We start from the raw sequence: 24,529 nt of genomic DNA on the forward strand, positions 1-24,529 counted from the left end.
TAAAGGCAAATTATATGGCTGCGAACGAAAACCGCCTGGTCTGGCTCGATATGGAAATGACCGGGCTCGATCCCACCAAAGAGCGCATCATCGAGGTTGCGGTAGTGGTCACCGAGCCCGATCTCAGCGTGGTGGCCGAAGGCCCCGTGCTGGTGGTGCATCAGCCCGAAATCCTGCTCGAGGCGATGGACAACTGGAACAAGTCCACCCACGGCAAGAGCGGCCTCATCGACAAGGTGCGCGCTTCCACGCTGACCGAGGCGCAGGCCGAGCAGATACTGCTCGATTTTCTGTCGCAGCACGTGCCGGCGGGCAAGTCGCCGCTGTGCGGCAACACCATCAGCCAGGACCGGCGTTTCATGTACGCCTACATGCCCAACCTGGAACGCTTCTTCCATTACCGCAACCTGGATGTCAGCACGCTGAAGGAACTGGCGCGCCGCTGGGCGCCCGCGGTATACAAGGGGTTCGAGAAAAAGAGCCGCCACGAAGCGCTGGCCGACATCTACGAATCCATTGAAGAAATGAAGTACTACCGCGAGCACCTTCTCAAGGTGTAGCGGCCGCGCCGCGCCGCTCGGGGCCTGCATCCGGCCGGCCGCCGAAGCGGCTGTATACGCTGGGCGCCAGCGGCGTGTAGCGTTCATTGTCGCGCCCCGCCACGGCGTCCAGATGACGCTCGGACGCGTCGAACAGTTTCCAATACAGCCGCCCGCACAACTGCCGGGCGGCGTGCCCGGGCCATTGCTCCGGCAGCATGGGAACCGGCAGCTGCGGATCGTGCAGCACGATGCGGCGCCACGTGTGCAGCAACAGCATGCGGGCGGCAAAGGCGTCGGCAGGCTCCAGCGCGCCGTCCAGTAGCGCTTCCAAAGGCCCGAATTGCTGCGAGAAGTGGCGGTACTGGCCGGCCAGTTCATCCAGGTTCCAGCATTGCGGCGCCAGACTGGCGATAGGCAGGCCGGCGGGGCCGGCCTGGTCGCGCCCGGACAGCACCAGCGCCTTATCGGCGATGCCGAGTTTTTCCAGAATGTCGTGCGCCGTGTGGGCGTCGGCGCGAGGGTGGGCGAACAGCCCGGGCGCGATCATGCCGAAACCTTCCCAGTCCAGCTCGCGGCGCAGTTCGGTGCGCTCGGCCAGGCCGCTGTTGCCCAGGCGCGGCAGCGCCACCAGCGTCCATTCGCCGTTCCAGTCGGCCGCCGGCCCGACGTAGATGCGCTGCGAAGCATGCTCGGTATGGCGCAACCCCTGGTCCGACAATTGATACAGGCTGCGCCGCCCATGGCGTTCGGCCTGCAGCCACCCCTGCGCCACCAGGCGGAAGACGCTGGTGCGCAGCAGGCGTTCGTTGATGCCCAAAGGCTCCAATAGTTCGATGATGCTTCCCAGCCAGATGGCGCCGCCGTGGCAGGCCAGCGCATCGCCCAGCAGACTGACGCACAGCGACTTGGCGCGGGGCGGATCGTCCGTGAGCAGGTGGGCGACGTAGCGCGCCAGGGAAGACGAGGTGGGCGGGGAGTCAGCCATCGGTTGTGCGTATGACATTGCGCAATATGATACACATATCTAATGTGATACAAAAATAGGTTTGACAATTGAATTTGTGTATTAAATAATCGTCTCATGCTTGGCCATGCCTATGGCTGGCGCGCGCCGTCGCAGCGGCGCCGACCCACAGGAGACGATCATGTACGCTCAACTGGTTGATACCGGCGTAAAGCAGGTTCGCAGCCTTGACCAGCTTTCTGCCCAGGAACAGGCATTCCAGCGCCGCATCGACGAAGGGGTGCGCATCGAGCCGCAAGACTGGATGCCCGAGGCGTACCGCAAGACGCTCATTCGCCAGATATCACAGCATGCGCATTCCGAGATCGTGGGCATGCTGCCCGAGGGCAACTGGATCACCCGCGCGCCGTCGCTCAAGCGCAAGGCCATTCTGCTGGCCAAGGTGCAGGACGAGTGCGGCCATGGGCTGTACCTGTACAGCGCGGCCGAAACCCTGGGGGCGTCCCGCGACGAATTGGTCGACGATCTGCACGCCGGGCGCGCCAAGTATTCCAGCATCTTCAATTACCCCACGCTGAGCTGGGCCGACATCGGCATGATCGGCTGGCTGGTCGACGGCTCGGCCATCATCAACCAGATTCCGCTGTGCCGCTGTTCATATGGCCCGTATGCGCGCGCCATGGTGCGCGTCTGTAAAGAAGAGTCTTTCCACCAGCGCCAGGGCTACGACCTGCTGATCCAGATGTGCCGCCATGGCACGCCCGAGCAGAAGCAGATGTGCCAGGATGCCCTGAACCGCTGGTGGTGGCCGGCGCTGATGATGTTCGGCCCCTCCGATGCCGAGTCGACAAACAGCGCGCAGTCGATGGCGTGGAAGATCAAGCTGTTTTCCAACGACGAGCTGCGCCAGAAGATGGTGGACCAGACCGTGCCGCAGGCGGAATACCTGGGCCTGAAGGTTCCCGATCCCGACTTGAAATGGAACGCGGAACGCGGCCATTACGATTTCGGCGAAATCGACTGGAACGAGTTCTACGCCGTGATCAAGGGCCATGGCCCGTGCAATCGCGAACGCCTGGCGGCGCGCAAGAAGGCCCACGAAGCAGGCGCCTGGGTGCGCGACGGCCTGGCCGCCTATGCCGAGAAGCACGAGCGCCGCAAGGTAGCCTGACCCGCGCCGCGCGACGGGCAACATTGTTTTCGGGCCGGGCCTGCCGGCCAGTCAGTGAAGGACACGCATCATGAGCAAGGAATGGCCGCTGTGGGAAGTCTTCATCCGCAGCCAGCACGGCTTGGCCCATAAGCATGTGGGCAGCCTGCATGCCCCGGACGCAGAAATGGCGATGAACCACGCGCGCGACGTATACACGCGGCGCAACGAAGGGCTGAGCATCTGGGTGGTGCGGGCCTGCGACATCGTGGCCAGCAGCCCGGGCGACAAGGAACCCCTGTTCGATCCGGCCAACAATAAGGTGTACCGGCATCCGACGTTTTTCCCCATGCCCGACGAAATCAAGCATATGTAGGGCGGCCACATGGACAAGCCTTTTTTCGAGTTCCTGCTGCGCATGGGCGATACCACGCTGGTGCTGTCGCAGCGCCTGTCCGAATGGTGCGGCCATGGCCCGGCCCTGGAAGAAGACCTGGCGCTGACAAACACCGCGCTCGACCTGCTCGGACAGGCGCGCATGTGGCTGACCCTGGCCGGCGAAGTCGAAGGCGCGGGCCGCGACGAGGACGCGCTGGCGTACTGGCGGCACGCGCACGAGTTCCGCAATGCAACGCTGGTCGAGCGCCCCAACGGGCACTACGGCGACACGATGGCGCGGCAGTTCTTCTTCGATGTGTGGCATTACTTCGCGCTCGGGCAGCTGAGCCGCTCGAGCGACGAACGGGTGGCGGCCATTGCGGGCAAGTCGCTGAAAGAGGTCACGTACCACGTGCGCCGGTCTTCCGACCTGGTGGTGCGGCTGGGCGACGGCACCGCAGAAAGCCATGCGCGCATGCAAGAAGCCGTGGACGACGCATGGCGCTACACGGGCGAACTGTTCCTGGACGACGCGGTCGATCGCGACCTGGCCGCGCGCGGCATAGGGTGTGAACTGGCCTCCTTGCGCGCACCGTGGCTGGCCCATGTGCGCGAAGTGCTGGACGAAGCCACCTTGTCCATGCCCGACCCGTCCGAATCCGGTCACGCCGCGCTGCAGGGCGGCCGCCAGGGCCGGCACACCGAAGCCTTGAGCTATCTGCTGGCCGAGATGCAGTCCGTGCCGCGCGCCCATCCGGGGGCCGTGTGGTGAGCGCTGCCGCCAGCGCCGCTGCGACCCCGCGCCAGATCATGGCGTGGTTGCAGAGCGTGCCCGACCCCGAGATCCCCGTGCTGTCGGTGGTGGACCTGGGGGTGGTGCGCGACGTCGCCTGGGACGGCGCAACTTGCGTGGTGACGATCACGCCTACGTATTCCGGCTGCCCCGCCATGCGCGAAATCGCCCATGACATCGAGCGCACGTTGGCCGGGCATGGCGTGGCGCCGGTGCGTATCGAGACCCGGCTGGCGCCCGCCTGGACGACCGACTGGATAACCGAACGCGGCCGCCAGGCGCTGCGGCAGTATGGCATCGCGGCGCCGGCGGAACGCGCCATCGACGTGTCCGGCATCAGCCGCCGCCTGCCGCAGCCCACCGTGGCCTGCCCGCACTGCGGCTCGACCCGCACGCGCCTGGTCAGTCATTTCGGATCGACTTCATGCAAGGCCCTGTATCGCTGCGCGGCGTGCCGGGAGCCGTTCGACTATTTCAAGACACACTGAGCAGGGCAGCATCACGCCATGAGCCAGACATTGTTCCATCCCTTGAAGGTCGCATCGGTTGCGCGCAACACGCGCGATGCGGTGGTGGTGACCTTCGACCTGCCCGATGACCTGCGCGCGCAGTTCGCCTTCCGTCCCGGCCAGTACCTGACGTTGCGCACCGAGCTCGACGGCCAGGAACTGCGCCGCTCGTACTCCATCTGTTCGGCGCCCGGCGACGGCATCTTGCGCGTGGCGATCAAGAAAGTCGACGAGGGGGTGTTTTCCAGCTGGGCCAATCACGAGCTGCAGGTCGGACAGACGCTCGAAGCAATGCCGCCGGCTGGCAGCTTTACCGTGGATTTCGCTGCGGAAAATCGGCGCCACTATGTGGCGTTCGCGGTCGGCAGTGGCATCACGCCGGTGTTTTCGCTTGTGAAAACCGCTCTGGCCACCGAGCCGCACAGCCGTTTCACGCTGTTTTTCGGCAATCGCGCGTCGTCGTCGGTGCTGTTTCGCGAAGAGATCGAAGACCTGAAGAACCTTTACATGGAACGGTTTTCGCTGGTGTACATCATGAGCCGCGAAAGCCAGGATATCGAGCTGTTCAACGGCCGCCTGGATGGCGACAAGGTGGACGAACTGCTGTCTTGCTGGCTGCGGGTCGACGATATCGATTACGCCTTTGTCTGCGGCCCCCAGATCATGACCGAAAGCGTGGTGCAGCGCCTTCAGGACCGGGGCATACCCAAGTCGCACATCAAGTTCGAACTGTTTGGCGCGCCGCGCGGGCCGCGCGCGCTGCGCACCGGGCGCGATCAGCCGCCCGCTCCCGGCAAGGGGCAATGCGAGGTCACGGTGGTGCAGGACGGCCACCGGCGCAGCTTCTTTATCGAAAAGAACAAGGACAGCGTGCTCGATTCGGCGCTGGCCCAGGGCATCGAACTGCCTTACTCATGCAAAGGCGGCGTCTGTTCAACCTGCCGGTGCAAGGTAATCGAAGGCGAAGTGGACATGGATGCCAACTTCGCGCTCGAAGATTATGAAGTGGCGCGCGGTTTCGTGCTCAGCTGCCAGAGCTACCCGGTCACCGACCGGCTGGTGCTGGACTTCGATCAGGAAACCTGAGCCGCCTGGCCCACACCCTACATTCAAGCCATACTCACACGGAGACTGCCTGTGTCATCAGAATTCTTTGAACGCCACAAGCCCTTGCTGGAGCGCGCGCTGGCCGCTGCCGCCGACAGGGGCTACTGGAGCCCGTTTGCCGAGTCGCCCAGCCCGCGCCACTATGGCGAGACGGCCGCCGAGCAAGGGCAGGCGGCTTTCCAGGCGCTGCGCGGCAAGGCTTTTGCAATCGAGCTGACCGGCGCGCAAGGCGCCGTGGGCGGCGAGCAGTCGCCTTACGGCTTTGCGCTGGACATCGCGTATCCGCGCGTGCCGCCGGCCACGCTGGTGCGCAACGCCAGCCGGGCCCTGGAGCAATGGCGGCGCGCCGGCGCGCAGGCGTGGGTGGGTGTATCGCTCGAGATCCTGACCCGGCTGAACCGGCGCAGCTTCGAAATCGCCCATGCCGTGCAGCACACCACCGGCCAGGCCTTCATGATGGCGTTTCAGGCGGGCGGGCCGCACGCGCAGGACCGCGGCGTCGAAGCAGTGGCCTATGCCTGGCAGGAAATGTCGCGCATCCCCGGCGTGGTGACCTGGGAAAAGCCGCAGGGCAAGCACGATCCCATCAAGATGGAAAAGCGCTTCACCATCGTGCCGCGCGGCGTCGCGCTGGTGATCGGCTGCTGCACATTCCCGACCTGGAATGGCTATCCGGGGCTGTTTGCCAGCCTGGCCACCGGCAATACCGTCATCGTCAAACCGCACCCGGGCGCAATATTGCCCCTGGCGATCACCGTGCAGGTGGCCCGCCAGGTACTGGCCGAGGCGGGCTTCGATCCGGACATCGTGCAGCTGGCCGCGCATGCCGCCGATGACGACACGGCCCGGCAGCTGGCGCAAGATCCCGCCGTAAAGATCATCGACTTCACCGGCAGCAATGCCAACGGCGACTGGCTGGAGCAAAACGCCCGGCAGGCGCAGGTGTACACCGAAAAGGCGGGCGTCAACCAGGTGATCATCGATTCCACCGACGATCTCAAAGGCATGGCGCGCAACTTGGCGATATCGCTGGCGCTGTATTCGGGCCAGATGTGCACGGCGCCGCAGAACATCTACGTGCCCCGCGGCGGCATCCGGACGGCCGACGGCCACGTCGGTTTCGACGATGTGGCCGCGGCGCTGGGCGACGCTTTGCGCAAGGTGTGCGGCGATCCGGCCAAGGCCGTCGAGCTCACCGGGGCCCTGCAGAACGAAGGAATCGCCGCGCGCATCGAGCAGGCGCGCTCGCTGGGGCTGCCGGTCGTGGCCGACAGCCAGCCGTTGGCTCACCCGCAATTCGAAGGCGCCCGGACCCGCTCGCCCCTGTTGCTGCGCGCCGACGCGGACAACGCGGCGATCTGGAAGGAATGGTTTGGCCCGATAGCCTTTGTGGTGGCCACCGACAGCACCGCGCACAGCATCGACCTGGCGCGTGACAGCGTGGTCCGGCATGGCGCACTGTCGCTGGCAGCGTATACGTCTGACGACGACGTGGCGCGTCAAGTACAGGATGCCGCCGAGTTGGCGGGCGTGGCCCTGTCGATGAACCTGACCGGCCCCGTGTTCGTGAACCAGACCGCCGCCTTCAGCGATTTCCACGGCACCGGCGCCAACCCCGCCGCCAATGCGGCGCTGTCGGATTCGGCGTTCGTGGCCAACCGTTTCCGCGTCGTACAGACGCGCCGCCATATCTGACCGGAAGCCTGCCATGACTTACGAAAGCATATTGTTCGAACTTTCGGGCGGCATTGCGCGGCTGACGCTCAATCGCCCCGACAAACTCAACAGCTTCACTGCCGCCATGCACGGCGAGGTGGCCGATGCGCTGGCGCGCGTCGAAGCCGAGGGTGCGCGGGTGCTGGTGATCACCGGCGCCGGGCGCGGCTTCTGCGCCGGCCAGGACCTGAACGAGCGGCAGGTAAGCAACGGCGTGCCGCCAGACCTGGGCGAGACCGTCGATAAGTATTACGCGCCGCTGGTGCGCCGGCTGCAGGCGTTGCCCATGCCCGTGCTGGTTGGCGTCAACGGCGTGGCGGCAGGGGCGGGCGCCAATCTGGCGCTGGCTGGCGACATCGTCATCGCCAAGGAATCCGCGAGCTTCATCCAGTCGTTCTGCAAGCTGGGCCTGATTCCCGACACTGGCGGCACTTATGCGTTGCCGCGCCTGGTGGGGCGCGCGCGCGCCATGGGGCTGGCGCTGCTGGGCGACAAGCTTTCCGCGCGCCAGGCGCAGGATTGGGGGCTGATCTGGCAGTGCGTGCCCGATGACGAGTTCAACGCCACACTGGAGCGGCTGGCCGCGCATTTCGCGGCGGCGCCCACGCGCGGCCTGGCTGGCGCCAAGCAGGCGCTCAATGCCAGCCTGCAGAACGACTTGTCTACCCAGCTGGATCTCGAACGCGACCTGATGCGCGAGCTGGGCCGCAGCGCCGACTATGCCGAAGGCGTGGCTGCCTTCCTGGGCAAGCGCGAACCGCAATTCAAGGGGCGCTGATGAGCACGTCTTTACCGGACACCGACATCCCCGCCGATCCGCGGGAACTCGCGCAGGCGGTGGGCGCCACGATGTATGCGGCCGACGCCGCGTCGCAAGGCCTGGGCATGGAAGTGGTCGAGATCGGCCCGGGCTATGCGCAATTGACCATGCGCGTGCGGCCCGACATGCTGAACGGACACAAGACGTGCCACGGCGGGTTCATCTTTGCGCTGGCCGACAGCGCGTTCGCATTTGCGTGCAATTCGCGCAATGTCAGCACGGTGGCCTCGGGTTGCAATATCGATTACCTGGCTCCGGGCCTTGCGGGCGACCTGCTCACCGCCGTGGCGCAGGAGCGTTCGCTGGCAGGCCGCACGGGCGTCTATGACGTGACCATCACCAACCAGGAAGGCCGGCAAGTGGCGCTGTTCCGGGGACGCTCGTACCGCATCAAGGGGCAGATCGTCGGCACGCCTTCCGATACGTGAGCGCAGTATTTTCTGTGTAGCCAGACTCAATACGATAAAGCGGCCAGGCGCCGCCAAGCATAACCAGGAGACGTTTCATGTCCATCACCGACAGCAGGCCCGGGCTGGATCCCATCGAACATGCCAGCCGCGACGAAATCGAAGCATTGCAGCTCGAACGCCTGAAATGGACGCTGGCGCATGCCTACCGCAATGTGCCCCATTACCAGCGGGCCTTCGATGCCGCCGGCGTGCATCCGGACGACATGAAGCAGCTCTCCGACATCAGCAAGTTTCCGTTCACCACCAAGCAGGACCTGCGCGATAACTATCCCTATGCAATGTTTGCCGTGCCGCGCGAAAAGGTGGTGCGTGTCCATGCGTCCAGCGGCACGACGGGCAAGCCCACGGTGGTGGGCTATACGGCCCGCGACATCGAGAACTGGTCGGGGCTGGTGGCGCGCTCGATCCGCGCGGCCGGCGGCAAGCCCGGCGACATCGTGCACGTGGCCTATGGCTACGGCCTGTTCACGGGCGGGCTGGGCGCGCATTACGGCGCCGAGCGCCTGGGCTGCACGGTGGTGCCGATGTCTGGCGGGCAGACCGAAAAGCAGGTGCAGCTGATCAACGATTTCCGGCCTGACATCATCATGGTCACGCCATCGTATTTCTGCAACATCATCGAAGAGCAGCGTCGCCAGGGCATCGATCCGCGCCAGAGTTCGCTGCGCATCGGCATTTTCGGCGCCGAGCCCTGGACCGGCCAGATGCGCCAGGACATCGAATCCGAGGCCGGGCTCGACGCGGTCGACATTTATGGGCTTTCCGAAGTCATGGGGCCGGGTGTGGCCAGCGAATGCGTCGAAACCAAAGATGGCCCGGTGGTGTGGGAAGACCACTTCTACGCCGAGATCGTCAACCCCGATACCGGCGAGCCGGTGGCCGATGGCGAGCCCGGCGAACTGGTGTTCACATCGCTTACCAAAGAGGCGATGCCCGTCATCCGCTATCGCACCCGCGACCTGACGCGCCTGCTGCCGCCCACGTCGCGCAGCATGCGGCGCATCGGCAAGATCACCGGCCGCAGCGACGACATGCTGATCGTGCGCGGCGTGAATCTGTTTCCGACGCAGGTAGAAGAGCAGGTGCTCAAGATCGCGCAGCTGGCGCCGCACTATCAGCTGGTGCTTACGCGCGAGGGACACCTGGACCAGCTGGAGATCCTGACCGAAGTGCGCGATGAGTTCGCGCACCTGGGCGAATCCGAGCGCGAGGCGCTGGCCGGGCAGCTTCAGCACGCCGTAAAGTCTTATATCGGCGTGACGGCCCGCGTGCGCGTGGCCGCCGGAGGTTTCGTCGAGCGCACGCTGACGGGCAAGGCCCGCCGGGTGATCGACAAGCGTCCGCGCTGAGCGCTCAGGCGGGCCGTATGGTCAATGCGGCCGCAGCCGGCGCAGCCTGTTCCAGCCCCAGCATGTCGGCCAGGCTGCGCTCCGAAGGTTCCTGCACGAGCCGGATATGCGCTTCCAGGTCGCGCAGGTGCGTGTCCATTTCGGCAATGGCCTGAGCCACGCGCCCCTGTTCCAGGTGGTCGAGCACGCGCGCGTGCTCGTCGTGCTCGCAGGCGGCGTTGCCCGGCGGCTGGAAAATGGCAACGACGAGCGAGCAACGCGATATGGTTTCTCTCAGGTAGCGCGCCAGCAGCGGGTTGCCCGAGAGTTCGCCCAGTTTCAGGTGGAATGCGCTGGCAAGGGGCGCCCAGTGAGTTTGCGGCGCATGATGCATGGCGCGATGCTCATCGCGCAATTGCCGTCGCAGCATCGCGTAGTCGGCCCGGCCGGCCGACCGCGCCACCAGAGGCAGAATCGCCGCTTCGAGAGCGCGCCGCGCCTCGAACAACTGGCCCACTTCTTCGCGCGTGGGCATGGCCACCGATGCGCCGCGGTTGGGCCGCAATTCCACGACATGGTCATGCGCGAGGCGCTGCAATGCCTTCTGCACGATGCTGCGGCCCACACCGAACAGTTCGCACAATGCCACCTCGGGAAGCTTCGTCCCGGGGCGCAGGCGTTGGCTCATGACGCCGTCTATCACCGATTGATAAATGTGCGCCTCGGCGTGGTCGGCGCGGCGCGGCTGCTTGGAGGACTTGGCAGTCATGGTCGTGAGTCCAGCGCGCGTCGTCACACCGCGGCTTGCGCCGAGGTTCCCAGGGCTGCCGTGGATCGTCCTGCAGCGCACGCCAGGCGGATCAGCGCCAGATCGCTGCCGGCTGGCCCCAGCAGCGAGATGCCCGCCGGCATGCCGTCGGATCCGATATAGGGGATATTCACCTGGGGCAGCCCCGCCAGCCCGGCGATCGCCGTAATGCGGAAGGTGCTGGCGCGTATGGCGTCGACCGAGGCCGGGTCCGCGTCGCGTGCAATCGCGATACTGGAAGCGGAGGGCAGGATGCCTATCCTGTCTGCACCAAGCAGGCCGCGCACCTCGTCGCGCAGCACCGCCTGCATGGCATAGGCCTGTGCGGCATCGCCTTGCGTGACGCGGGATGCCGCGTCCCAGCGGCCCTGTATGGCGCGGTCGAACACGGGGCGGGCGCTCGCGATCCAGTCGCGATGTGTCTGCCAGGCATCGTGGGCGGATGCCGTGATGTAGGTCTGCCGCCAGGTATCCAGGTGGTGCGACGATGCCGGGGCGCGTTCAACGCGCAGCCCGGCGTCGCGTTCCAGCGCTTGGGCGACTTTGTGCGCGAGCGGCGCAAAAACGGCGTCCGCCTGCGCCAGTGCGTCGGTCAGCAATACAGCGCCGCGCCACGTTCTGCCGGCTTCGTCGTTCAGCAGGACGCTTCCCACACGCTCGAAAACGTGGGCATCGGCGGCCATCCACGTCATCGTATCGAACCGCGGCGACAACGGCACGACGCCCGTGGCGCTGAGGCGGCCGTGCGTGGTGCGCAGGCCCCACAGGCCGCAGTAACTGGACGGAACGCGCGTCGACCCGCCGGTGTCGGTGCCCAGGGCGAAATCCACCAGGCGCGCGGCGGCCGCGGCGGCAGAGCCGCTGGACGATCCTCCCGTCACGCGGTCGGGCGCGCGCGTGTTCAGCGGCGTGCCGTAATGAATATTGGCGCCATGAATACTGTAGGCCAGTTCGTCGGTCAAGGTTTTGCCGTGCAGCGTCGCGCCGGCTGCAAGCAACCGGGCCACCAGCGCGCTGTGCCCGGCGGCCGGCGCGTGGGTGTCGAGCCAGGCCGGGTTGCCGGCGCCCGTGCAGTAGCCCGCCACGTCGAACAGGTCCTTGGCGGCGAAGTTCAGGCCGTCGAGCGCGCCGCTGCCGGTGGGCGAAACGGTGAAGTGGCCGTGCGGCACCCACGCGCCGACGGTGTCAGAAAAAGGCAGGGAGTTGGAGCTGGAAGTCATGGCAGGGTTTCCGCAATGGTGAGCGCGTCGACATGGGCGCAGATGGCGCCCGGCGTAGTGAACCAGACATGGCCGCCGTCGCGCTGGCGGGCGATATGAGTCAGCGCGCGGCGCAAGTGGCGCAGCCGGTATGGCTGGCCCACCAGGTAGGGGTGCAGGGCGATACCCATCACCAGCGGCTGCCTGTGCGACTGCTCGAGCATCTCATCGAAGTTGTCGATGATGAGCTGGGCGAAGTCCTTTCCGTCCAGCTGCCGGGCCACGATCATGGGTATATCGTTGACTTCCTGCGGGTACGGCACAGCCCATAGCGGCTGTCCGCCGCGCGTGCGCAGGCGCGTGGGCTGGTCATCGTGGCACCAGTTGAGCGTGTAGCGGTAGCCGGTTTCGGCCAGCAGGTCGCAAGTCAGCGTCGATTCTGCGATCCATGGCGACAGCCAGCCGGCAGGCCGCATTCCGGTAAACGCGGCGAGGCGGTCTGCGCAGTGGGCCAGCAGTGCGCGTTCGGTTGCTTCGTCATAGGCGGCCTGGTGTTCGGCATTGGTATGGCCGTGCGCGATCAGTTCATCGCCGCGCGCCGTGAACGCGCGGATCAGTTCCGGACAGTGATCGAGTATTGCCGTATTGGCAATGACGCCGGCCGGCAGGCCCAGGGATTCAAACAGTTCCAGGCAGCGCCAGGCGCCGACACGATTGCCGTATTCGCGCCAGGCGTAATTGAGCACGTCGGGTTCGCCGAAGCTTGCGCCCAGCCGCGCGCCCAGGCCGCCGCCAAACGCGAAATGCTCCAGGTTGAAGCCCAGGTATACCGCCAGGCGCGCACGGCCCGGCCAGTGGTAGTCGGGCCGCGCATGGATCGCGGAATAGTCGAAACGTCCGTGGGTGGGCGGCGGCCCGAAGGCATGCGAGGCTTGCCGGGTTGCCGTCATAGCGTGGCCAACCCCGCCCTGGCCAGCAGCCATTCGGCGCTGTCATTCCAGACGTCCATCTCGGTGATCAGGCCATCGCACACCACGTAGCGATCGATATAGCGATTGCCTTCAAAGGGCGTGCCGTCCAGCCATTCGCCATACAGGGTGCCTCGGTTGTACACCACCGAGCGCGCGGGCGTGGCGCCAGCCACGACATCAGTGGATTCAAAGCGCTTTTTGACCCACGCATAACGCGAGCTGTTGAACGCCGCGCATTCGGCGGGATCACGCATTTCGCGTCCGCCCGTAAAGCGGATACGCAACTGCGGGCTGACGTAGCGCCGCGCGCCGTCGGGGTCCGGCTTCATCAACGTGGTCAGGTAAGTGTCGACGATCCCGGCGGGATCGAAGCCGTCGCCCTCGACGGGCTGTTCTGGTGCGTCATGCATGGTTTTCTCCCATGTTTGCGTCATTGTGGTGCATGGCTGCTGTGGCAATGAAGGGCCGGCGTGCAGTGTGTCGTTGCGTGGCTGCCGCGGTGGCCCCGGTTCCTCGAATCGTCGTCAATAGATGCGGCCGGATTGACGACAAAACCTATTGAGCATTGAAGCAAACAACATGCCAGTTTGTCGGCAAAAAGCCTGAAGTTGGCATAGGTCTTGCTTGAAGCAGGGCAGGGCCTGCAAAGGCCTTCTACACAAACTGCCCTACAGGAGAGCGCCATGTCCAGATTCCGCCGCACCTTCTTCAGTGTTGTATTTTCAGTGGCCTGCACGAGCCTGGCCGCTGCGGCGCAGGCGGCCGAGCCTATCAAGATCGGCTTGATCACTGCGTTGTCGGGTCAGTCCGCCCTGGCAGGCGAGGCTATCAGCCGAGGCCTGCAGGTGGCCATCGACGAGATCAACGCCGCGGGAGGCTTGCTGAACGGGCGCCCCGTGGAACTGGTGCGCCGTGACGACGAGGCCAGCCCCGCCAAGGGCGTGGTGGCCGCGCGCGAACTGATCCACAAAGAAAAGGTCGCGGTGATCTTCGGCGGGCTCGACACGCCGGTATCGCTGGCGATCGTGCCGCTGGTCAACCAGGCCAAGGTGCCCTTCATGGGCCCTTGGGCAGCCGGCACACCCATCACCAAGAACGGTGCACAGCCCAACTACGTATTCCGTGTTTCGGCGGTGGACGAAATCGTCGACGCGGCGATGGTCGACTACGCCGAGAAGACCTTCGGCGCGACGAAGTATGGCCTGATCATGGTCAACAACCCCTGGGGCGAGTCGAACCAGAAAGGCTTGGTGGCCGCGCTTGCCGCCAAGGGCATGAAGCCGGTGGGCAGCGAGAAATTCGACGGCAACGAGGTTGACGTGGTGCCCCAGCTAAGCCGCCTGAAGACCGCCGGCGCGGACGTGCTGATGATGGTGGGCAACGTCGGTCCGTCGGCCCAGGTGGTGAAGTCGCTGGATCGCATGGGGTGGAAAGTGCCCGTGGTTTCGCATTGGGGGCCCGCGGGCGGCCGTTTCACCGAACTGGCCGGCCCCAATGCGAAGGACGTGCATTTCGTGCAGACGTACAGCTTCTTCGGCGAGCAATCGCCCGTGGGCCGGAAAGTGATCGATGCGCTCAAGGCCAAGTACTCCAACGTCAAGGGCCCGGAAGACATCACGCCGGCCGTGGGCGTGGCCAACGCCTATGACGCCATGCACTTGACGGCGCTGGCCATTCAGAATGCCGGCTCGACCGATGGCGACGCCATCCGCCAGGGCTTTTACAAGATCGACAACTACGATGGCCTGATCAAGCAGTACAAGAAGCCATTCGCGGCCGATAGTCACGACGCCATCACTGCCCAGGACTACGTGTGGGCCCAGTTCATCGATGACCGCATCTTGCCCGTCGGGCTGGTGAAGTAAGCGCCGGGGAGCGGATGATGCAATTGCTGGCGGCGTTGATCAGCGGACTGGGCCTGGGCAGCATGTACGGCCTGATGGCCCTGGGCTTTCATATCACCCATTCAGTATCGGGAACGGTGAACTTTGCCCAGGGCAGTTCGATGATGTTGGGGGCGGTGCTGTGCTTCACGTTTGCGCAGACGCTGGGCTGGGGCCTGGCGCCCGCCATCGTGCTGGCGCTGCTGTGCTGCGCGTTGTACGGGCTGCTGGTGGAGTTCCTGGCGGTGCGGCCGTTCGCGTCGCGCGGTTCCAATGCCTGGCTGATGTCTACCGTGGCGCTGGGCATCGTGCTCGACAACGTGGTCATGCACACCTTCGGCAAGGAGCCGCGCAGCCTGCCATCCCCCCTGGCGGTGACGCCTATCGAGGTATCGGGGCTGGGCCTGGGCGTGTATCCGCTGCAGTTGCTTATTCCACTGGTGGGCCTGGCCCTGGCCGCGGCGCTGCATCTGGTTGCGCGCCGCACGCGCTGGGGCATCGCGCTGCTGGCCGTGGTGCAGAACCGTGACGCCGCGCGCTTGATGGGCATCCCGATCAGGCGCGCCGTGGCGGCCACGTATGCCGTGTCCACGCTGCTTGCCGGCATCGCGGGCATGCTGATCGCGCCGCTGTTCAACGTGACCGCCGACATGGGCACGCTGTTCGGGCTGAAGGCCTTTGCCGTGGCCATCCTGGGCGGCATATCCAGCGCCTGGGGCGTCATGATCGCGGGCCTGATCTTCGGCGTGGCGGAAGCCCTGATCACCGTCACGCTGGGCTCGGGATACACACACATCATTACGTTCACCCTGGTGATCGCGGTACTGGCCATGCGGCCCAACGGCCTGTTCGGACGGGCAGAGGTCAAGAAAGTATGAGCTCCAAGTCTTTGATGTTCAGCGGCGCGATCGCCGTCCTGGTGCTGGCGCTGGCGTTTACGCTGAACAGCTACTACGTTTTCGTGCTGGCCAATGTGGTGCTGATCGCCATGGTCGGCATTGGCCTGAATGTACTGCTGGGGCTTACCGGCCAGGTGTCGTTCGGGCATGTGGGCTTTTATGCGGTGGGCGCCTATGCCGTCGCCGTGCTAACCACCAAGGCCGGCTGGAGCTTCTGGCCTGCCTGGGCCGCGGGCGCCTTGCTCGCGGCTGCCCTGGGCACGCTGCTGGCGCTTCCGGCGCTGCGCGTGAAGGGGCCTTACCTGGCGATGATCACCATCGCCTTCAGTTTTATCGTGCAGCACGCGATCGTCGAGATGCCCGAGTTGACTGGCGGGCAGAGCGGCATCATGGGCATCCTGCCGCCGCAGATCAGCGCCGCATGGACCGCCGAGCAGACGGTGACGGTGCTGGCGGTGGCGGCCGCCTTAGTGTTGCTGGCAGGCTATGCGCTGCTGGCGCGCGGCCCCTGGGGCGCCGCCATGCGGGCCATTAACGACAGCGGCACGGCCGCCCAGTCCATCGGTTTGAACCAGCTGGTGATCAAGACCGTCGCGTTCACGCTGTCGGCCGCCGCCGCCGGGCTGGCCGGCGGCCTGTTCGCCGCGCTGTCGGGGTTTGTCACGGCCGATACCTTCAGCTTCATGCAGTCCATCCTGTTTGTGCTGGTGGTGATCATCGGGGGCGCGGGCACGGTGGCGGGGCCGATCATCGGCGCCGTTATCGTGGGCGTGCTGCCCGAACTGCTGGCATCGCTGGAAGACTACCGCCTGCTGTTCTTCGGCGCCTTGCTGCTGCTGGTGCTGTGGGTGGCGCCCGACGGCGTGGTGGGACTGTGGCGACAGGTATTCGGCAAATCGGCATCGGCCGGCGCCGATGCCAGCGTGCGCGTCACCGCGCAGCCCAAGCTGCCTCGCCGCGACCGCGCTTCGCTGGCCGCGCGCGGCCTGGGCATCACCTTCGGCGGCGTGCATGCAGTCAGCGACCTGAGCATGGATATGCCTGCGGGCAAAGTCACCAGCCTGATCGGCCCCAACGGGGCGGGCAAGACCACCGCCCTGAACATGCTCAGCGGCTTCTACCGGCCCTCATCGGGCAAGGTCGCGCTGGCTGCGCGCAAACTTGACGGCCTTGCGGCATTCCGTATCGCGCGCGCCGGGCTGGCCCGCACTTACCAGACCTCGCAGCTGTTCGGTTCTTTGAGCGTGGAGGACAACGTGGTGCTGGCGATGGGGCGCGGCCGGCTGGGCGGGCTCTTTTCGGCTGGCCGCTTTCATGGCAAGGCGGCGCGCGAGCAGGCGCGCGCGCTGCTGGCGTTCTGCGGTTATCAAGGCTCGCCCACTGCGAACGCAGCCGGATTGGCGCACGTCGACCGGCGGTTGGTGGAGATTGCCCGCGCGCTGGCCACCGATCCGGACATGCTGTTGCTTGACGAGCCCGCCGCCGGATTGTCGCGTGAAGACAAAAGCATGCTGGGCGCGCTGCTGCGCCGGATTGCCGACGCGGGCATAGGCGTCGTGCTGGTCGAGCATGACATGACCCTGGTGATGTCGATTTCCGACCAGCTGGTCGTGCTGGACGCCGGGCGCCGGCTGGCCGTGGGCACGCCTGCGCAAGTGCAGAACGATCCGGCAGTCCGGCAGGCCTATCTGGGCGAGTCACTGGATATGCCGGCTCGCCAGCCGGGCGGGGCGCGGGCCGGCGCCGAACTGCTGGGCGTGGACAGCCTTGTGGCCGGCTATGGCGCAGAGCCGGTGCTGCACGGCATTACGCTGCAGGTGCGCAGCGGCGAAATGGTGGCCTTGCTTGGCGCCAATGGCGCCGGCAAATCGACCCTGATGCGTACGCTGGCCGGTCTGCATCGCAGCCAGTCGGGCGCCATGCATGTGGACGGGCATCCGCTCGAAGGCCTGCCCGCCGAGCAGGTGGTGGCGCTGGGCCTGGTGCTGGTGCCCGAAGGCCGGCAGGTCTTTCCCGAACTCTCGGTGCTGGACAACATCCGCCTGGGCGCCTTCCGCGCCCCCGACGATCGCGAAGCGCGCGTCCAAGCGATGCTGGACCGCTTTCCGCGGCTGCGCGAACGCCTGCATCAGCGCGCTGGACTGCTGTCGGGCGGCGAACAGCAGATGCTGGCCGTGGCGCGTGGCCTGATGAGCCGGCCTCGCGTGCTGCTGCTCGACGAGCCGTCGCTGGGCCTGGCGCCCAAGGTGATAGCCGAGTTGTTTGCGTCGCTGGACCGACTGCGTGACGAAAACATGACTATCCTGCTGGTGGACCAGATGGCCGGACTGGCTCTGGCGCTGGCCGACCGGGCCTACGTCATGGAAGGCGGCCATGTGGTGGCGCAGGGCACGGCCGCCGACATCGCCGGCAACGACGAGCTTGCCGAGGCGTACCTGGGCGGCCATGCTTGAGTTTGTGTGCGTCGCCGGCTGCGAAGCTATCCGCCCAGCAGGTCGTAAGAATCGAGCAGCGCGTAGACGATTTCGGGGTTGCGCTCCAGGCCGCGGCGTATGGCCGCGGGCACGGTCTGGCGCGTTTTCTGGCATAGCCCCGGCTGGTCGGCAATTTCGATGCGCAGGCCGCGCACGGTGCGCACTTCATTCGGCCCGGGAGCCACGGTGACCGACATGCCCAGCTGCGCATGCATCAGCTGCTGCATGCGCCGCAGGTCTTCCAGGCTCGAAAGCGTCTCCAGCCGCGCCACCAGCCGCTTTTCTTCTTCGCGGGTCAGGCGCAGCACGCGGACATCGCTGCCGGGCGTGGCCAGCAGCGTGTCGCGGTCGCACTTGCAGGCCCCCGGCGGGCATTCCTGGCGGATGGGAAATGGAACGTTCATCTCGCCAGCAACGGTATCACATGCGGCAACCTATTTGGCGTACACCAGGTCGCGCAGGCCGAGCGACAGGCCTGGCCAGTAGGTAATGACCATCAGGCAGGCCACCACCACCAGCACGAAAGGAATCAGCGGCTTGATCAGCCGTTCGAGCGGCAGCTTTGCCACCGCGCATGCCGCGAACAGGTTCACGCCGAACGGCGGGGTGATCATGCCCAGGGCGAGGTTCACCACCATGATCACGCCAAAGTGAACAGGGTCCACGCCGAACTGCATCGCCACCGGCAGCAGCAACGGCGCCAGCACCACCACCGAGGCCGAGGTTTCGATGAACATGCCGATGACGAACAGGGCGGCGTTGACGCCCAGCAGGAAAGCCGTCTTGTCGTGGAACAGTTGCGCCAGCCATTGGCCCAGGGCATCCGGTACGCCCGCCCGGTTCAACAGGAAGCTGAACACGCCGGCGTTGGCGATGATGAACATGATGACCGACGTCGATATCACCGAACGATGCAGGGTCTCGGACAACGTGCGCCAGCCGAGCCGGCGGTAAACAAATTTGCCCACCACCACTGCGTACATCACGGCCACCACCGAGGCCTCGGTGGGCGTGAAGACGCCGCCGTAGATGCCGCCCAGGATGATCACCGGCATCAAGAGCGCCAGCCACGCACGCTTGAATGACGGCCAGAGCGGCAGGCGGCCCTCGCCATCGAGCTTGCCCAGGCCATGGCGCTTGGCGTACAGCCACACATACAGCATCAATGCGCCGCCGATCAGGATGCCAGGCACCACGCCGGCAATGAACAGTTCGCCGGTCGATGTGTCGGTGGACACGGCAAACAGGATCATGGGAATCGATGGCGGGATGACAACGCCCAGTTCGGCGGCGCTGGCCTGCAGCGATGCGGCAAAGGGCGCCGGGTAGCCGTGGCGTATCATCGCGGGGATCAGGATGGCGCCCACGGCGAACGTGGTGGCCACGCTGGAGCCGGCCACCGCGGCGAAGATCATGCAGGTCAGCACGCAGGTGCATGCCAGCCCGCCCTGCACGCCGCCCACCACGCTCTTGGCGAACTCGACCATGCGGTCGGAAATGCCGCCGGCTTCCATCAGGTTGCCGGCCAGGATAAAGAAGGGCACCGCCACCAGGGGGTACTTGTCCAGCGCCGCGTACAGCTGCTGGGCGACTACCAGCCAGGGCAGCCCGGCCAGCGATACGCCCGTCAGGGCGGCCAGTCCGATGGCGATCGCCACGGGCACCGACAGCCCGAAGAAGATCAGCATCGTAAGAATCATCAATTGAGACATGGCAAGCTGCCTATAGTGTCGTCTTTGTGTAGCCGGCCCGGTGGGGGCGGCGGCCGCAGTTGAGCATCAGCCTTGCGCGTCGTTGCGCACCAGGTCGGGCTCGTCGGCGCCCAGCAGCCAGCGCGTCAGCACCGCGATGGCCGCCAGAGAGCAGCCCACAGGGATCGCAAGGTAGATCCAGGAAATCGAGATATCCAGGCTGGGCACGTTCTGGAAACGCACCCGGTAGGTCATATGGCCGCCGATCCAGGCGATGAACGCGAGGAATGCCAGGCATGTCACCGCGATCAGATGTTCCAGCGCGCGCTGCATGCGGCCCTGCAGGCGGTTGTGCAGCAATTCGACGCTGATCATGGCGCCTCGCCGGAAAGCCAGCGAAATGCCCAGCAATACCGTCCAGATCAAGAGCGCGCGCGTCAGCACCTCGCTCCAGTCGGCGGGCGATTGCAGGATGAAACGGGCAATGACCTGATAGAAAGCAGCCATGGCGGCGGCCACGAGCAGGATCTGGGCGACGATCGACACGCCCTTGAAAAGAAGGCGTTCGGCGAGACGGAGCAGGCGCATGGTGAGTTCCGGAATACGCAGACGGGGGTGGGGCGGGGCGGGGGCCGGCGGCGGGCGGCGCGGCCATCCTTGCATGGTGGCCGGGGCGGTGCACGCCGGATCGGCGTCCCGCCAGGCCGGGCCGGGCGCCGCGGCCTGGACCAGGGGGCTGCCCGGGCCAGCGGTGGCCCAGGCAGGCCCGCCCGGGGGCTTACTTGGTGTCGCGGATAGCCTCGATCAGCTTCTTATCGTATTTCTTGTAGTACTCGGCATAGGCCGGCTCGACCGCCGCGGCGAATGCATCGCGATCGACCTCAACGGTGACTTCCATGCCTTCTTTGCGCAGCTGCTCGACGCCGGTTTTCTCGATGTTGTCGACGTAATCGCGCATGGCCTGCGCCGACAGCTTGCCCGCCTGAGTGAATGCCGCCTTGTCGCTGTCGGACAAGCTTTCGTACACACTGGCCGACATCAGCACCAGCGCCGGGCCGTACACGTGGCCGGTCAGGGACAGGTGCTTCTGAATCTGCGACAGCTTGGCCGATGTGATCACCGACAGCGGGTTTTCCTGGCCGTCGATGGTGCCTTGCTGCAGCGCCGTGGCGACTTCGGGCCACGCCATGGGGGTGGGCAGAATGCCGATCTGGCGGAAGGCCGCAATATGGATGGGGTTTTCGGTCGTGCGGATCTTCAGGCCCTTGGCGTCGGCGGGGGTTTTTACCGCGCGCACGTTGTTGGTCAGGTGGCGAAAGCCTTGCTCGCCCCAGGCCAGCGCCACGATGCCGCGATCGGGAAACTTGGCCAGCATGTCCTGGCCGATCTGGCTGTCGAGCACCTTGCGGGCGTGGTCCAGGTCGCGCAGCAGGAACGGGATGTCGAAAACGCCGGTCTCGGGCACGAAGTTCAGCGTGGCGCCGGTAGAAACAATAGCCAGGTCGATCGTGCCGATCTGCAGGCCTTCGATGACTTCGCGTTCGCCGCCCAGCGCACTGTTGGGGAACTGCTGCACCTTGAACTTGCCGTTGGTCGTGCCTTCGATGGACTTGGCAAAGGCCTCGGCGCCCGCGCCGTAGTGCGACGACGTCGACAGCGCATAGGCCATCTTGAGGGTATTCTGGGCGGCTGCGGGCAGGGCGGCGGTAGCCGCGCACGCAGCCACCAGGGTGGCGGCTAGCCAGTTCTTACGCATAGTGTCTTCTCCGTGAACAAATCTGGATATTGGCGGTCGCATGTTACGCCCAGGGCGCATCATAGCGGCATTCCCCTTACAAACCGACCATTGGTTACCATTGCAAAATGATGGATTTCCCTGATTCTTCCGCCCGCACGCCCGCCGCCGGCCTGGTGGCCGCGCTGCGGCAGGGCGCCCGCATGATGATGCGCGACGCCCGGGCGGGCGAGCTGCGCCTGCTGGTGCTGGCTCTGGTGGTGGCGGTGGCCGCGGTCACCAGCGTGGGGTTCCTGGCCGACCGCGTCGGCCGTGCGCTTGACCGCGACGCCGCGCAGATGCTGGGCGCCGATCTGGTGCTTGATGCAGACGAACCCATCGCCGCAATGTTTGCCGACCAGGCCCGTGAGCGCGGGCTCCAGGTGTCGCGCACCCTGCAGTTCCCGTCGATGGCCAGCGCGGGCGACGCGGCGCAGCTCGTGTCGCTGAAGGCGGTCGAACCCGGGTATCCGCTGCGCGGCAGCCTGCGCGTATCCGGCGCATTCCACGAAGCAGGCGAGCCTACGCGCGATATCCCGGCGCCGGGCACGGTATGGGCAGATTCCCAACTGCTGGCCCTGCTCGATATCGCCGTGGGCGACACCATCGGGCTGGGCGACAGCCGCTTGCGTGTGGCGCGCGTCATCACCTACGAACCCGATCGAGGCATGCAGTTCGTCAATGTGGCGCCGCGGGTCATGATGCGCGCCGACGACCTGCCGGCCACGGGGCTGGTGGCTCCGGGCAGCCGCATCGGCCATGCCCTGCTGGTGGCGGGCGAGCCCGCGGCCGTGGCCGATTATTCCGCGTGGCTGCAGCAGAACCTGCAGCGCGGCCAGAAGCTCGCCACGCTGGAATCGGGCCGCCCGGAAGTGCAGCGCACGCTCGATCGCGCGCAGCGCTTCCTGTCGCTGGTGGCCTTGCTGGCTGTGCTGATTTCTGCGGTGGCGGTGGCCCTGGCGGCCGGCCGCTTCATGCTGCGGCACCGCGACGGCATTGCGGTCATGCGGTGTCTGGGCGCGCAGCAGGCGCAGATCACGCGCATGCTGGTGCTCGAGTTCACGCTGGTAGGCGTGTTTGCCTCTGCGGCCGGCTGCCTGTTGGGGTATGCCGTGCACCAGGGCCTGGTGGCGGTGCTGGGCGGCCTTATCGACACCAGCCTGCCTGCGCCATCGGCCGTGCCGGCCCTGCAGGGCCTGGTCACAGGGGTGCTGCTGTTGCTGGGCTTTGCGCTGCCTTCGCTGGCGCAACTGCGCCACGTGCCGCCCGCGCGGGTGCTGCGGCGCGATGCCGATACCTTGCGCGCCCGCAGCGCGGTGGGATATGCCTTCGGAGCCGCCGGCTTCGCCCTGCTGATATGGTGGTTTGCCGGCAATGCCCGCCTGGGGGCCGTGGTGGCCGGCGGATTCCTTGCGGCCTTTGCGGCATTTGCGCTGGTGGCATGGCTCTGCGTGCTGGGCCTGGCTCGCTTGCGCCGACTGGCCGCCGGCATGCCCACGCTGCGTTTTGCCCTCGCCGGGGTCGTGCGCCGCCGCGCGGCCACCATCACCCAGGTATGCGCACTGGCAATCGGCCTGATGGCCTTGCTGCTGCTTGCCATGACCCGCACCGACCTGGTGTCGGGGTGGCAGCGTACGCTGCCGCCGGACGCGCCCAACCGTTTCCTGATCAACATCCAGCCGGACCAGCGCCAGCCGGTGCTTGATTTCCTGGCCGGGCATGGTCTGCGCGACGTGGCGCTGTGGCCCATGGTGCGAGGCCGCCTGGTCGCCATCAACGGCCGTACGGTCGGGCCGGATGACTACGACGAGCCGCGCGCCAAGCGCCTGGTCAACCGCGAGTTCAACCTTTCTTATGGCGAGTCGCTGCCCGCAGGCAATCGCGTCGAACAGGGGCGTTGGCTGCGGCCCGACGTGCCCGAAGTGTCGCTCGAGAGCGGCCTGGCCCGGTCGCTGCGCCTGAATGCCGGCGACGAGCTCACGTTCGATATTGCCGGCGAGCCGGTGCGGGTGGCCGTGGCGGGCACGCGCAGCGTCGACTGGGATTCCATGCAGGTCAACTTCTTTGCCGTGCTGTCCCCGGCGGCGCTGCAGGGCATGCCGCAGAGCTGGATCACGTCGTTTCATCTGCCGGCCAGTCTGGCCGAGATGCCGCGTGAACTGCTGCGCCAGTTTCCCAACCTTACCGTGTTCGATGTGGGCGCCATTCTGAACCAGCTGCAGAACGTGCTGCAGCAGGTGACCCAGGCGGTGCAGGTGCTGTTCATATTTGCGCTGGCCGCCGGCGTGCTGGTGCTGGCTGCGGCCCTGACCGCCACGCGCGACGAGCGCGTGCGCGAGGCCGCCGTGCTGCGCGCCCTGGGGGCGACCCGCGCCCAGCTCGCGCGCGCCCAGCGCCTGGAAGTGCTGGCGGTGGGGGCGCTGGCGGGGCTGCTGGCGGCAGCCGGATCGGCGGCCGTGGCCTGGGCCCTGTCCACCTATGTATTCGATTTCCGCATTACCTTCAGCGCCTGGCCGTGGCTGGCCGGAGCGGGCGGCGGCATGGCCGCTGCGTGGGGCGGCGCCGCGCTGGCCCTGCGCGGCGTGCTGCGCGCGCCCGCGTTGCTGACTCTTCGAGAAACCTGATGACTGCTACCCGTGTCCAACCCAAGGTGGAATCCCTGCAAACCTCGACGACGCTGTTCGAATCGCTGGGCGGCGAGCCGGCCGTGCGCGCCCTGGTCGACCGTTTCTACGACCTGATGGACATCGAGTCCGATCTGGCCGAATTGCGCGCCACGCATGGCCCGAGCCTGGATTCCGCGCGCGAAAAACTGTTCCTGTTTCTGTGCGGATACTTTGGCGGGCCCAACTATTACATCGAGCGCTACGGGCATCCGCGCCTGCGGGCGCGCCACCTGCCGTTTTCCATCGGCCGGCTCGAGCGCGACCAGTGGGTGGCCTGCATGGGCCGCGCCATGCAGGACCAGGGGCTCGAGCCCGAACTGATCGACCGCCTGCTCGAGGCGTTTTACGGCGTGGCCGACTGGATGCGCAATCGTGACGACTGAGCGC

The 24,529-nt window shown here is 66.3% G+C and carries 24 protein-coding genes; 15 read left to right on the forward strand and 9 right to left on the reverse strand.

Annotated features, from left to right (window positions below):
- Window positions 1–14 precede the first annotated feature (14 nt).
- Window positions 15–560 (forward strand): oligoribonuclease, encoded by a 546-nt coding sequence (orn, locus tag CAL19_RS05785; RefSeq protein ID WP_026639365.1) that lies wholly within the window; start codon window positions 15–17, stop codon window positions 558–560.
- On the opposite strand, the gene paaX is transcribed toward orn, so the two are convergent.
- Entirely contained in the window at window positions 550–1,527 is a 978-nt protein-coding gene (gene paaX, locus CAL19_RS05790; protein WP_094796237.1) for a phenylacetic acid degradation operon negative regulatory protein PaaX, read from the reverse strand. The genes orn and paaX overlap by 11 nt on opposite strands.
- A gap of 160 nt (window positions 1,528–1,687) precedes the next feature.
- Between paaX and paaA the strand changes: the two genes are divergently transcribed.
- From paaA to paaK, 9 genes are all read left to right on the forward strand, one after another.
- Window positions 1,688–2,677 (forward strand): 1,2-phenylacetyl-CoA epoxidase subunit PaaA, encoded by a 990-nt coding sequence (paaA, locus tag CAL19_RS05795; RefSeq protein ID WP_026639366.1) that lies wholly within the window; start codon window positions 1,688–1,690, stop codon window positions 2,675–2,677.
- 70 nt (window positions 2,678–2,747) lie between these two features.
- Complete coding sequence (gene paaB / locus CAL19_RS05800) at window positions 2,748–3,032, forward strand: 1,2-phenylacetyl-CoA epoxidase subunit PaaB (RefSeq protein WP_026639367.1); 285 nt, start codon at window positions 2,748–2,750, stop codon at window positions 3,030–3,032.
- A gap of 9 nt (window positions 3,033–3,041) precedes the next feature.
- The gene (gene paaC, locus CAL19_RS05805) at window positions 3,042–3,806 is read left to right on the forward strand and encodes a 1,2-phenylacetyl-CoA epoxidase subunit PaaC (protein ID WP_094796238.1); all 765 of its coding nucleotides are present in this window, start codon (window positions 3,042–3,044) and stop codon (window positions 3,804–3,806) included.
- Between the two features lie 38 nt (window positions 3,807–3,844).
- Complete coding sequence (gene paaD, locus CAL19_RS05810) at window positions 3,845–4,315, forward strand: 1,2-phenylacetyl-CoA epoxidase subunit PaaD (RefSeq protein WP_094796410.1); 471 nt, start codon at window positions 3,845–3,847, stop codon at window positions 4,313–4,315.
- 18 nt (window positions 4,316–4,333) lie between these two features.
- Window positions 4,334–5,422, forward strand: coding sequence for a 1,2-phenylacetyl-CoA epoxidase subunit PaaE (gene paaE, locus CAL19_RS05815; protein ID WP_094796239.1), 1,089 nt, complete (start codon window positions 4,334–4,336; stop codon window positions 5,420–5,422).
- 51 nt (window positions 5,423–5,473) lie between these two features.
- Window positions 5,474–7,138 carry a phenylacetic acid degradation protein PaaN gene (gene paaN, locus CAL19_RS05820; protein WP_026639371.1) on the forward strand — a complete coding sequence of 555 codons (1,665 nt, stop codon included), beginning with the start codon at window positions 5,474–5,476 and terminating at the stop codon, window positions 7,136–7,138.
- Window positions 7,139–7,151: 13 nt separating this feature from the next.
- Window positions 7,152–7,937: a 2-(1,2-epoxy-1,2-dihydrophenyl)acetyl-CoA isomerase PaaG gene (gene paaG, locus CAL19_RS05825; RefSeq protein WP_094796240.1), complete on the forward strand. Its 786-nt coding sequence runs from the start codon at window positions 7,152–7,154 to the stop codon at window positions 7,935–7,937.
- Window positions 7,937–8,407 carry a hydroxyphenylacetyl-CoA thioesterase PaaI gene (gene paaI, locus CAL19_RS05830; protein ID WP_026639373.1) on the forward strand — a complete coding sequence of 157 codons (471 nt, stop codon included), beginning with the start codon at window positions 7,937–7,939 and terminating at the stop codon, window positions 8,405–8,407. The genes paaG and paaI overlap by 1 nt, the downstream gene beginning before the upstream one ends.
- Before the next feature lie 77 nt (window positions 8,408–8,484).
- A complete protein-coding gene (gene paaK / locus CAL19_RS05835; protein ID WP_026639374.1) occupies window positions 8,485–9,798 on the forward strand; it encodes a phenylacetate--CoA ligase PaaK in 1,314 nt (437 codons plus the stop codon).
- A gap of 4 nt (window positions 9,799–9,802) precedes the next feature.
- Here paaK and CAL19_RS05840 read toward each other — a convergent pair whose 3' ends face one another.
- The 4 genes from CAL19_RS05840 to CAL19_RS05855 are packed head-to-tail and all read right to left on the reverse strand — an operon-like array spanning window position 9,803 to window position 13,165.
- Window positions 9,803–10,546, reverse strand: coding sequence for a GntR family transcriptional regulator (locus tag CAL19_RS05840; protein ID WP_094796241.1), 744 nt, complete (start codon window positions 10,544–10,546; stop codon window positions 9,803–9,805).
- A gap of 23 nt (window positions 10,547–10,569) precedes the next feature.
- Complete coding sequence (locus tag CAL19_RS05845; protein WP_094796242.1) at window positions 10,570–11,805, reverse strand: amidase; 1,236 nt, start codon at window positions 11,803–11,805, stop codon at window positions 10,570–10,572.
- Window positions 11,802–12,734 carry a polysaccharide deacetylase family protein gene (locus tag CAL19_RS05850; protein ID WP_026639375.1) on the reverse strand — a complete coding sequence of 311 codons (933 nt, stop codon included), beginning with the start codon at window positions 12,732–12,734 and terminating at the stop codon, window positions 11,802–11,804. The genes CAL19_RS05845 and CAL19_RS05850 overlap by 4 nt, the downstream gene beginning before the upstream one ends.
- Complete coding sequence (locus CAL19_RS05855) at window positions 12,731–13,165, reverse strand: hypothetical protein (protein ID WP_094796243.1); 435 nt, start codon at window positions 13,163–13,165, stop codon at window positions 12,731–12,733. Before CAL19_RS05855 ends, CAL19_RS05850 begins: the two co-directional genes overlap by 4 nt.
- Window positions 13,166–13,438: 273 nt before the next feature.
- Between CAL19_RS05855 and CAL19_RS05860 the strand changes: the two genes are divergently transcribed.
- The 3 genes from CAL19_RS05860 to CAL19_RS05870 are packed head-to-tail and all read left to right on the forward strand — an operon-like array spanning window position 13,439 to window position 17,990.
- Window positions 13,439–14,620 carry an ABC transporter substrate-binding protein gene (locus CAL19_RS05860; RefSeq protein WP_094796244.1) on the forward strand — a complete coding sequence of 394 codons (1,182 nt, stop codon included), beginning with the start codon at window positions 13,439–13,441 and terminating at the stop codon, window positions 14,618–14,620.
- A gap of 17 nt (window positions 14,621–14,637) precedes the next feature.
- Window positions 14,638–15,516, forward strand: a complete 879-nt coding sequence (locus CAL19_RS05865; RefSeq protein ID WP_026639378.1) for a branched-chain amino acid ABC transporter permease — start codon at window positions 14,638–14,640, stop codon at window positions 15,514–15,516.
- The gene (locus tag CAL19_RS05870) at window positions 15,513–17,990 is read left to right on the forward strand and encodes a branched-chain amino acid ABC transporter ATP-binding protein/permease (protein WP_094796245.1); all 2,478 of its coding nucleotides are present in this window, start codon (window positions 15,513–15,515) and stop codon (window positions 17,988–17,990) included. Before CAL19_RS05865 ends, CAL19_RS05870 begins: the two co-directional genes overlap by 4 nt.
- A 26-nt stretch (window positions 17,991–18,016) precedes the next feature.
- On the opposite strand, the gene CAL19_RS05875 is transcribed toward CAL19_RS05870, so the two are convergent.
- The 4 genes from CAL19_RS05875 to CAL19_RS05890 form a co-directional block, all read right to left on the reverse strand.
- On the reverse strand, window positions 18,017–18,415 hold the full coding sequence (locus tag CAL19_RS05875) for a hypothetical protein (RefSeq protein WP_094796246.1): 399 nt from the start codon (window positions 18,413–18,415) through the stop codon (window positions 18,017–18,019).
- 30 nt (window positions 18,416–18,445) lie between these two features.
- Window positions 18,446–19,723, reverse strand: coding sequence for a TRAP transporter large permease (locus tag CAL19_RS05880; RefSeq protein WP_026639381.1), 1,278 nt, complete (start codon window positions 19,721–19,723; stop codon window positions 18,446–18,448).
- 66 nt (window positions 19,724–19,789) lie between these two features.
- Window positions 19,790–20,290: a TRAP transporter small permease gene (locus CAL19_RS05885; RefSeq protein WP_026639382.1), complete on the reverse strand. Its 501-nt coding sequence runs from the start codon at window positions 20,288–20,290 to the stop codon at window positions 19,790–19,792.
- A gap of 190 nt (window positions 20,291–20,480) precedes the next feature.
- On the reverse strand, window positions 20,481–21,458 hold the full coding sequence (locus CAL19_RS05890; protein ID WP_094796247.1) for a TRAP transporter substrate-binding protein: 978 nt from the start codon (window positions 21,456–21,458) through the stop codon (window positions 20,481–20,483).
- Window positions 21,459–21,565: 107 nt separating this feature from the next.
- On the opposite strand from CAL19_RS05890, the gene CAL19_RS05895 reads away from it, so the two are divergent.
- A complete protein-coding gene (locus tag CAL19_RS05895; RefSeq protein WP_026639384.1) occupies window positions 21,566–24,100 on the forward strand; it encodes an ABC transporter permease in 2,535 nt (844 codons plus the stop codon).
- Window positions 24,100–24,525 (forward strand): group II truncated hemoglobin, encoded by a 426-nt coding sequence (locus CAL19_RS05900; RefSeq protein ID WP_094796248.1) that lies wholly within the window; start codon window positions 24,100–24,102, stop codon window positions 24,523–24,525. The genes CAL19_RS05895 and CAL19_RS05900 overlap by 1 nt, the downstream gene beginning before the upstream one ends.
- The last annotated feature ends 4 nt before the right edge of the window (window positions 24,526–24,529 follow it).

Origin of the sequence: Bordetella genomosp. 7 (assembly GCF_002261265.1) — a bacterium.
Classification (GTDB): domain Bacteria; phylum Pseudomonadota; class Gammaproteobacteria; order Burkholderiales; family Burkholderiaceae_B; genus Bordetella_A.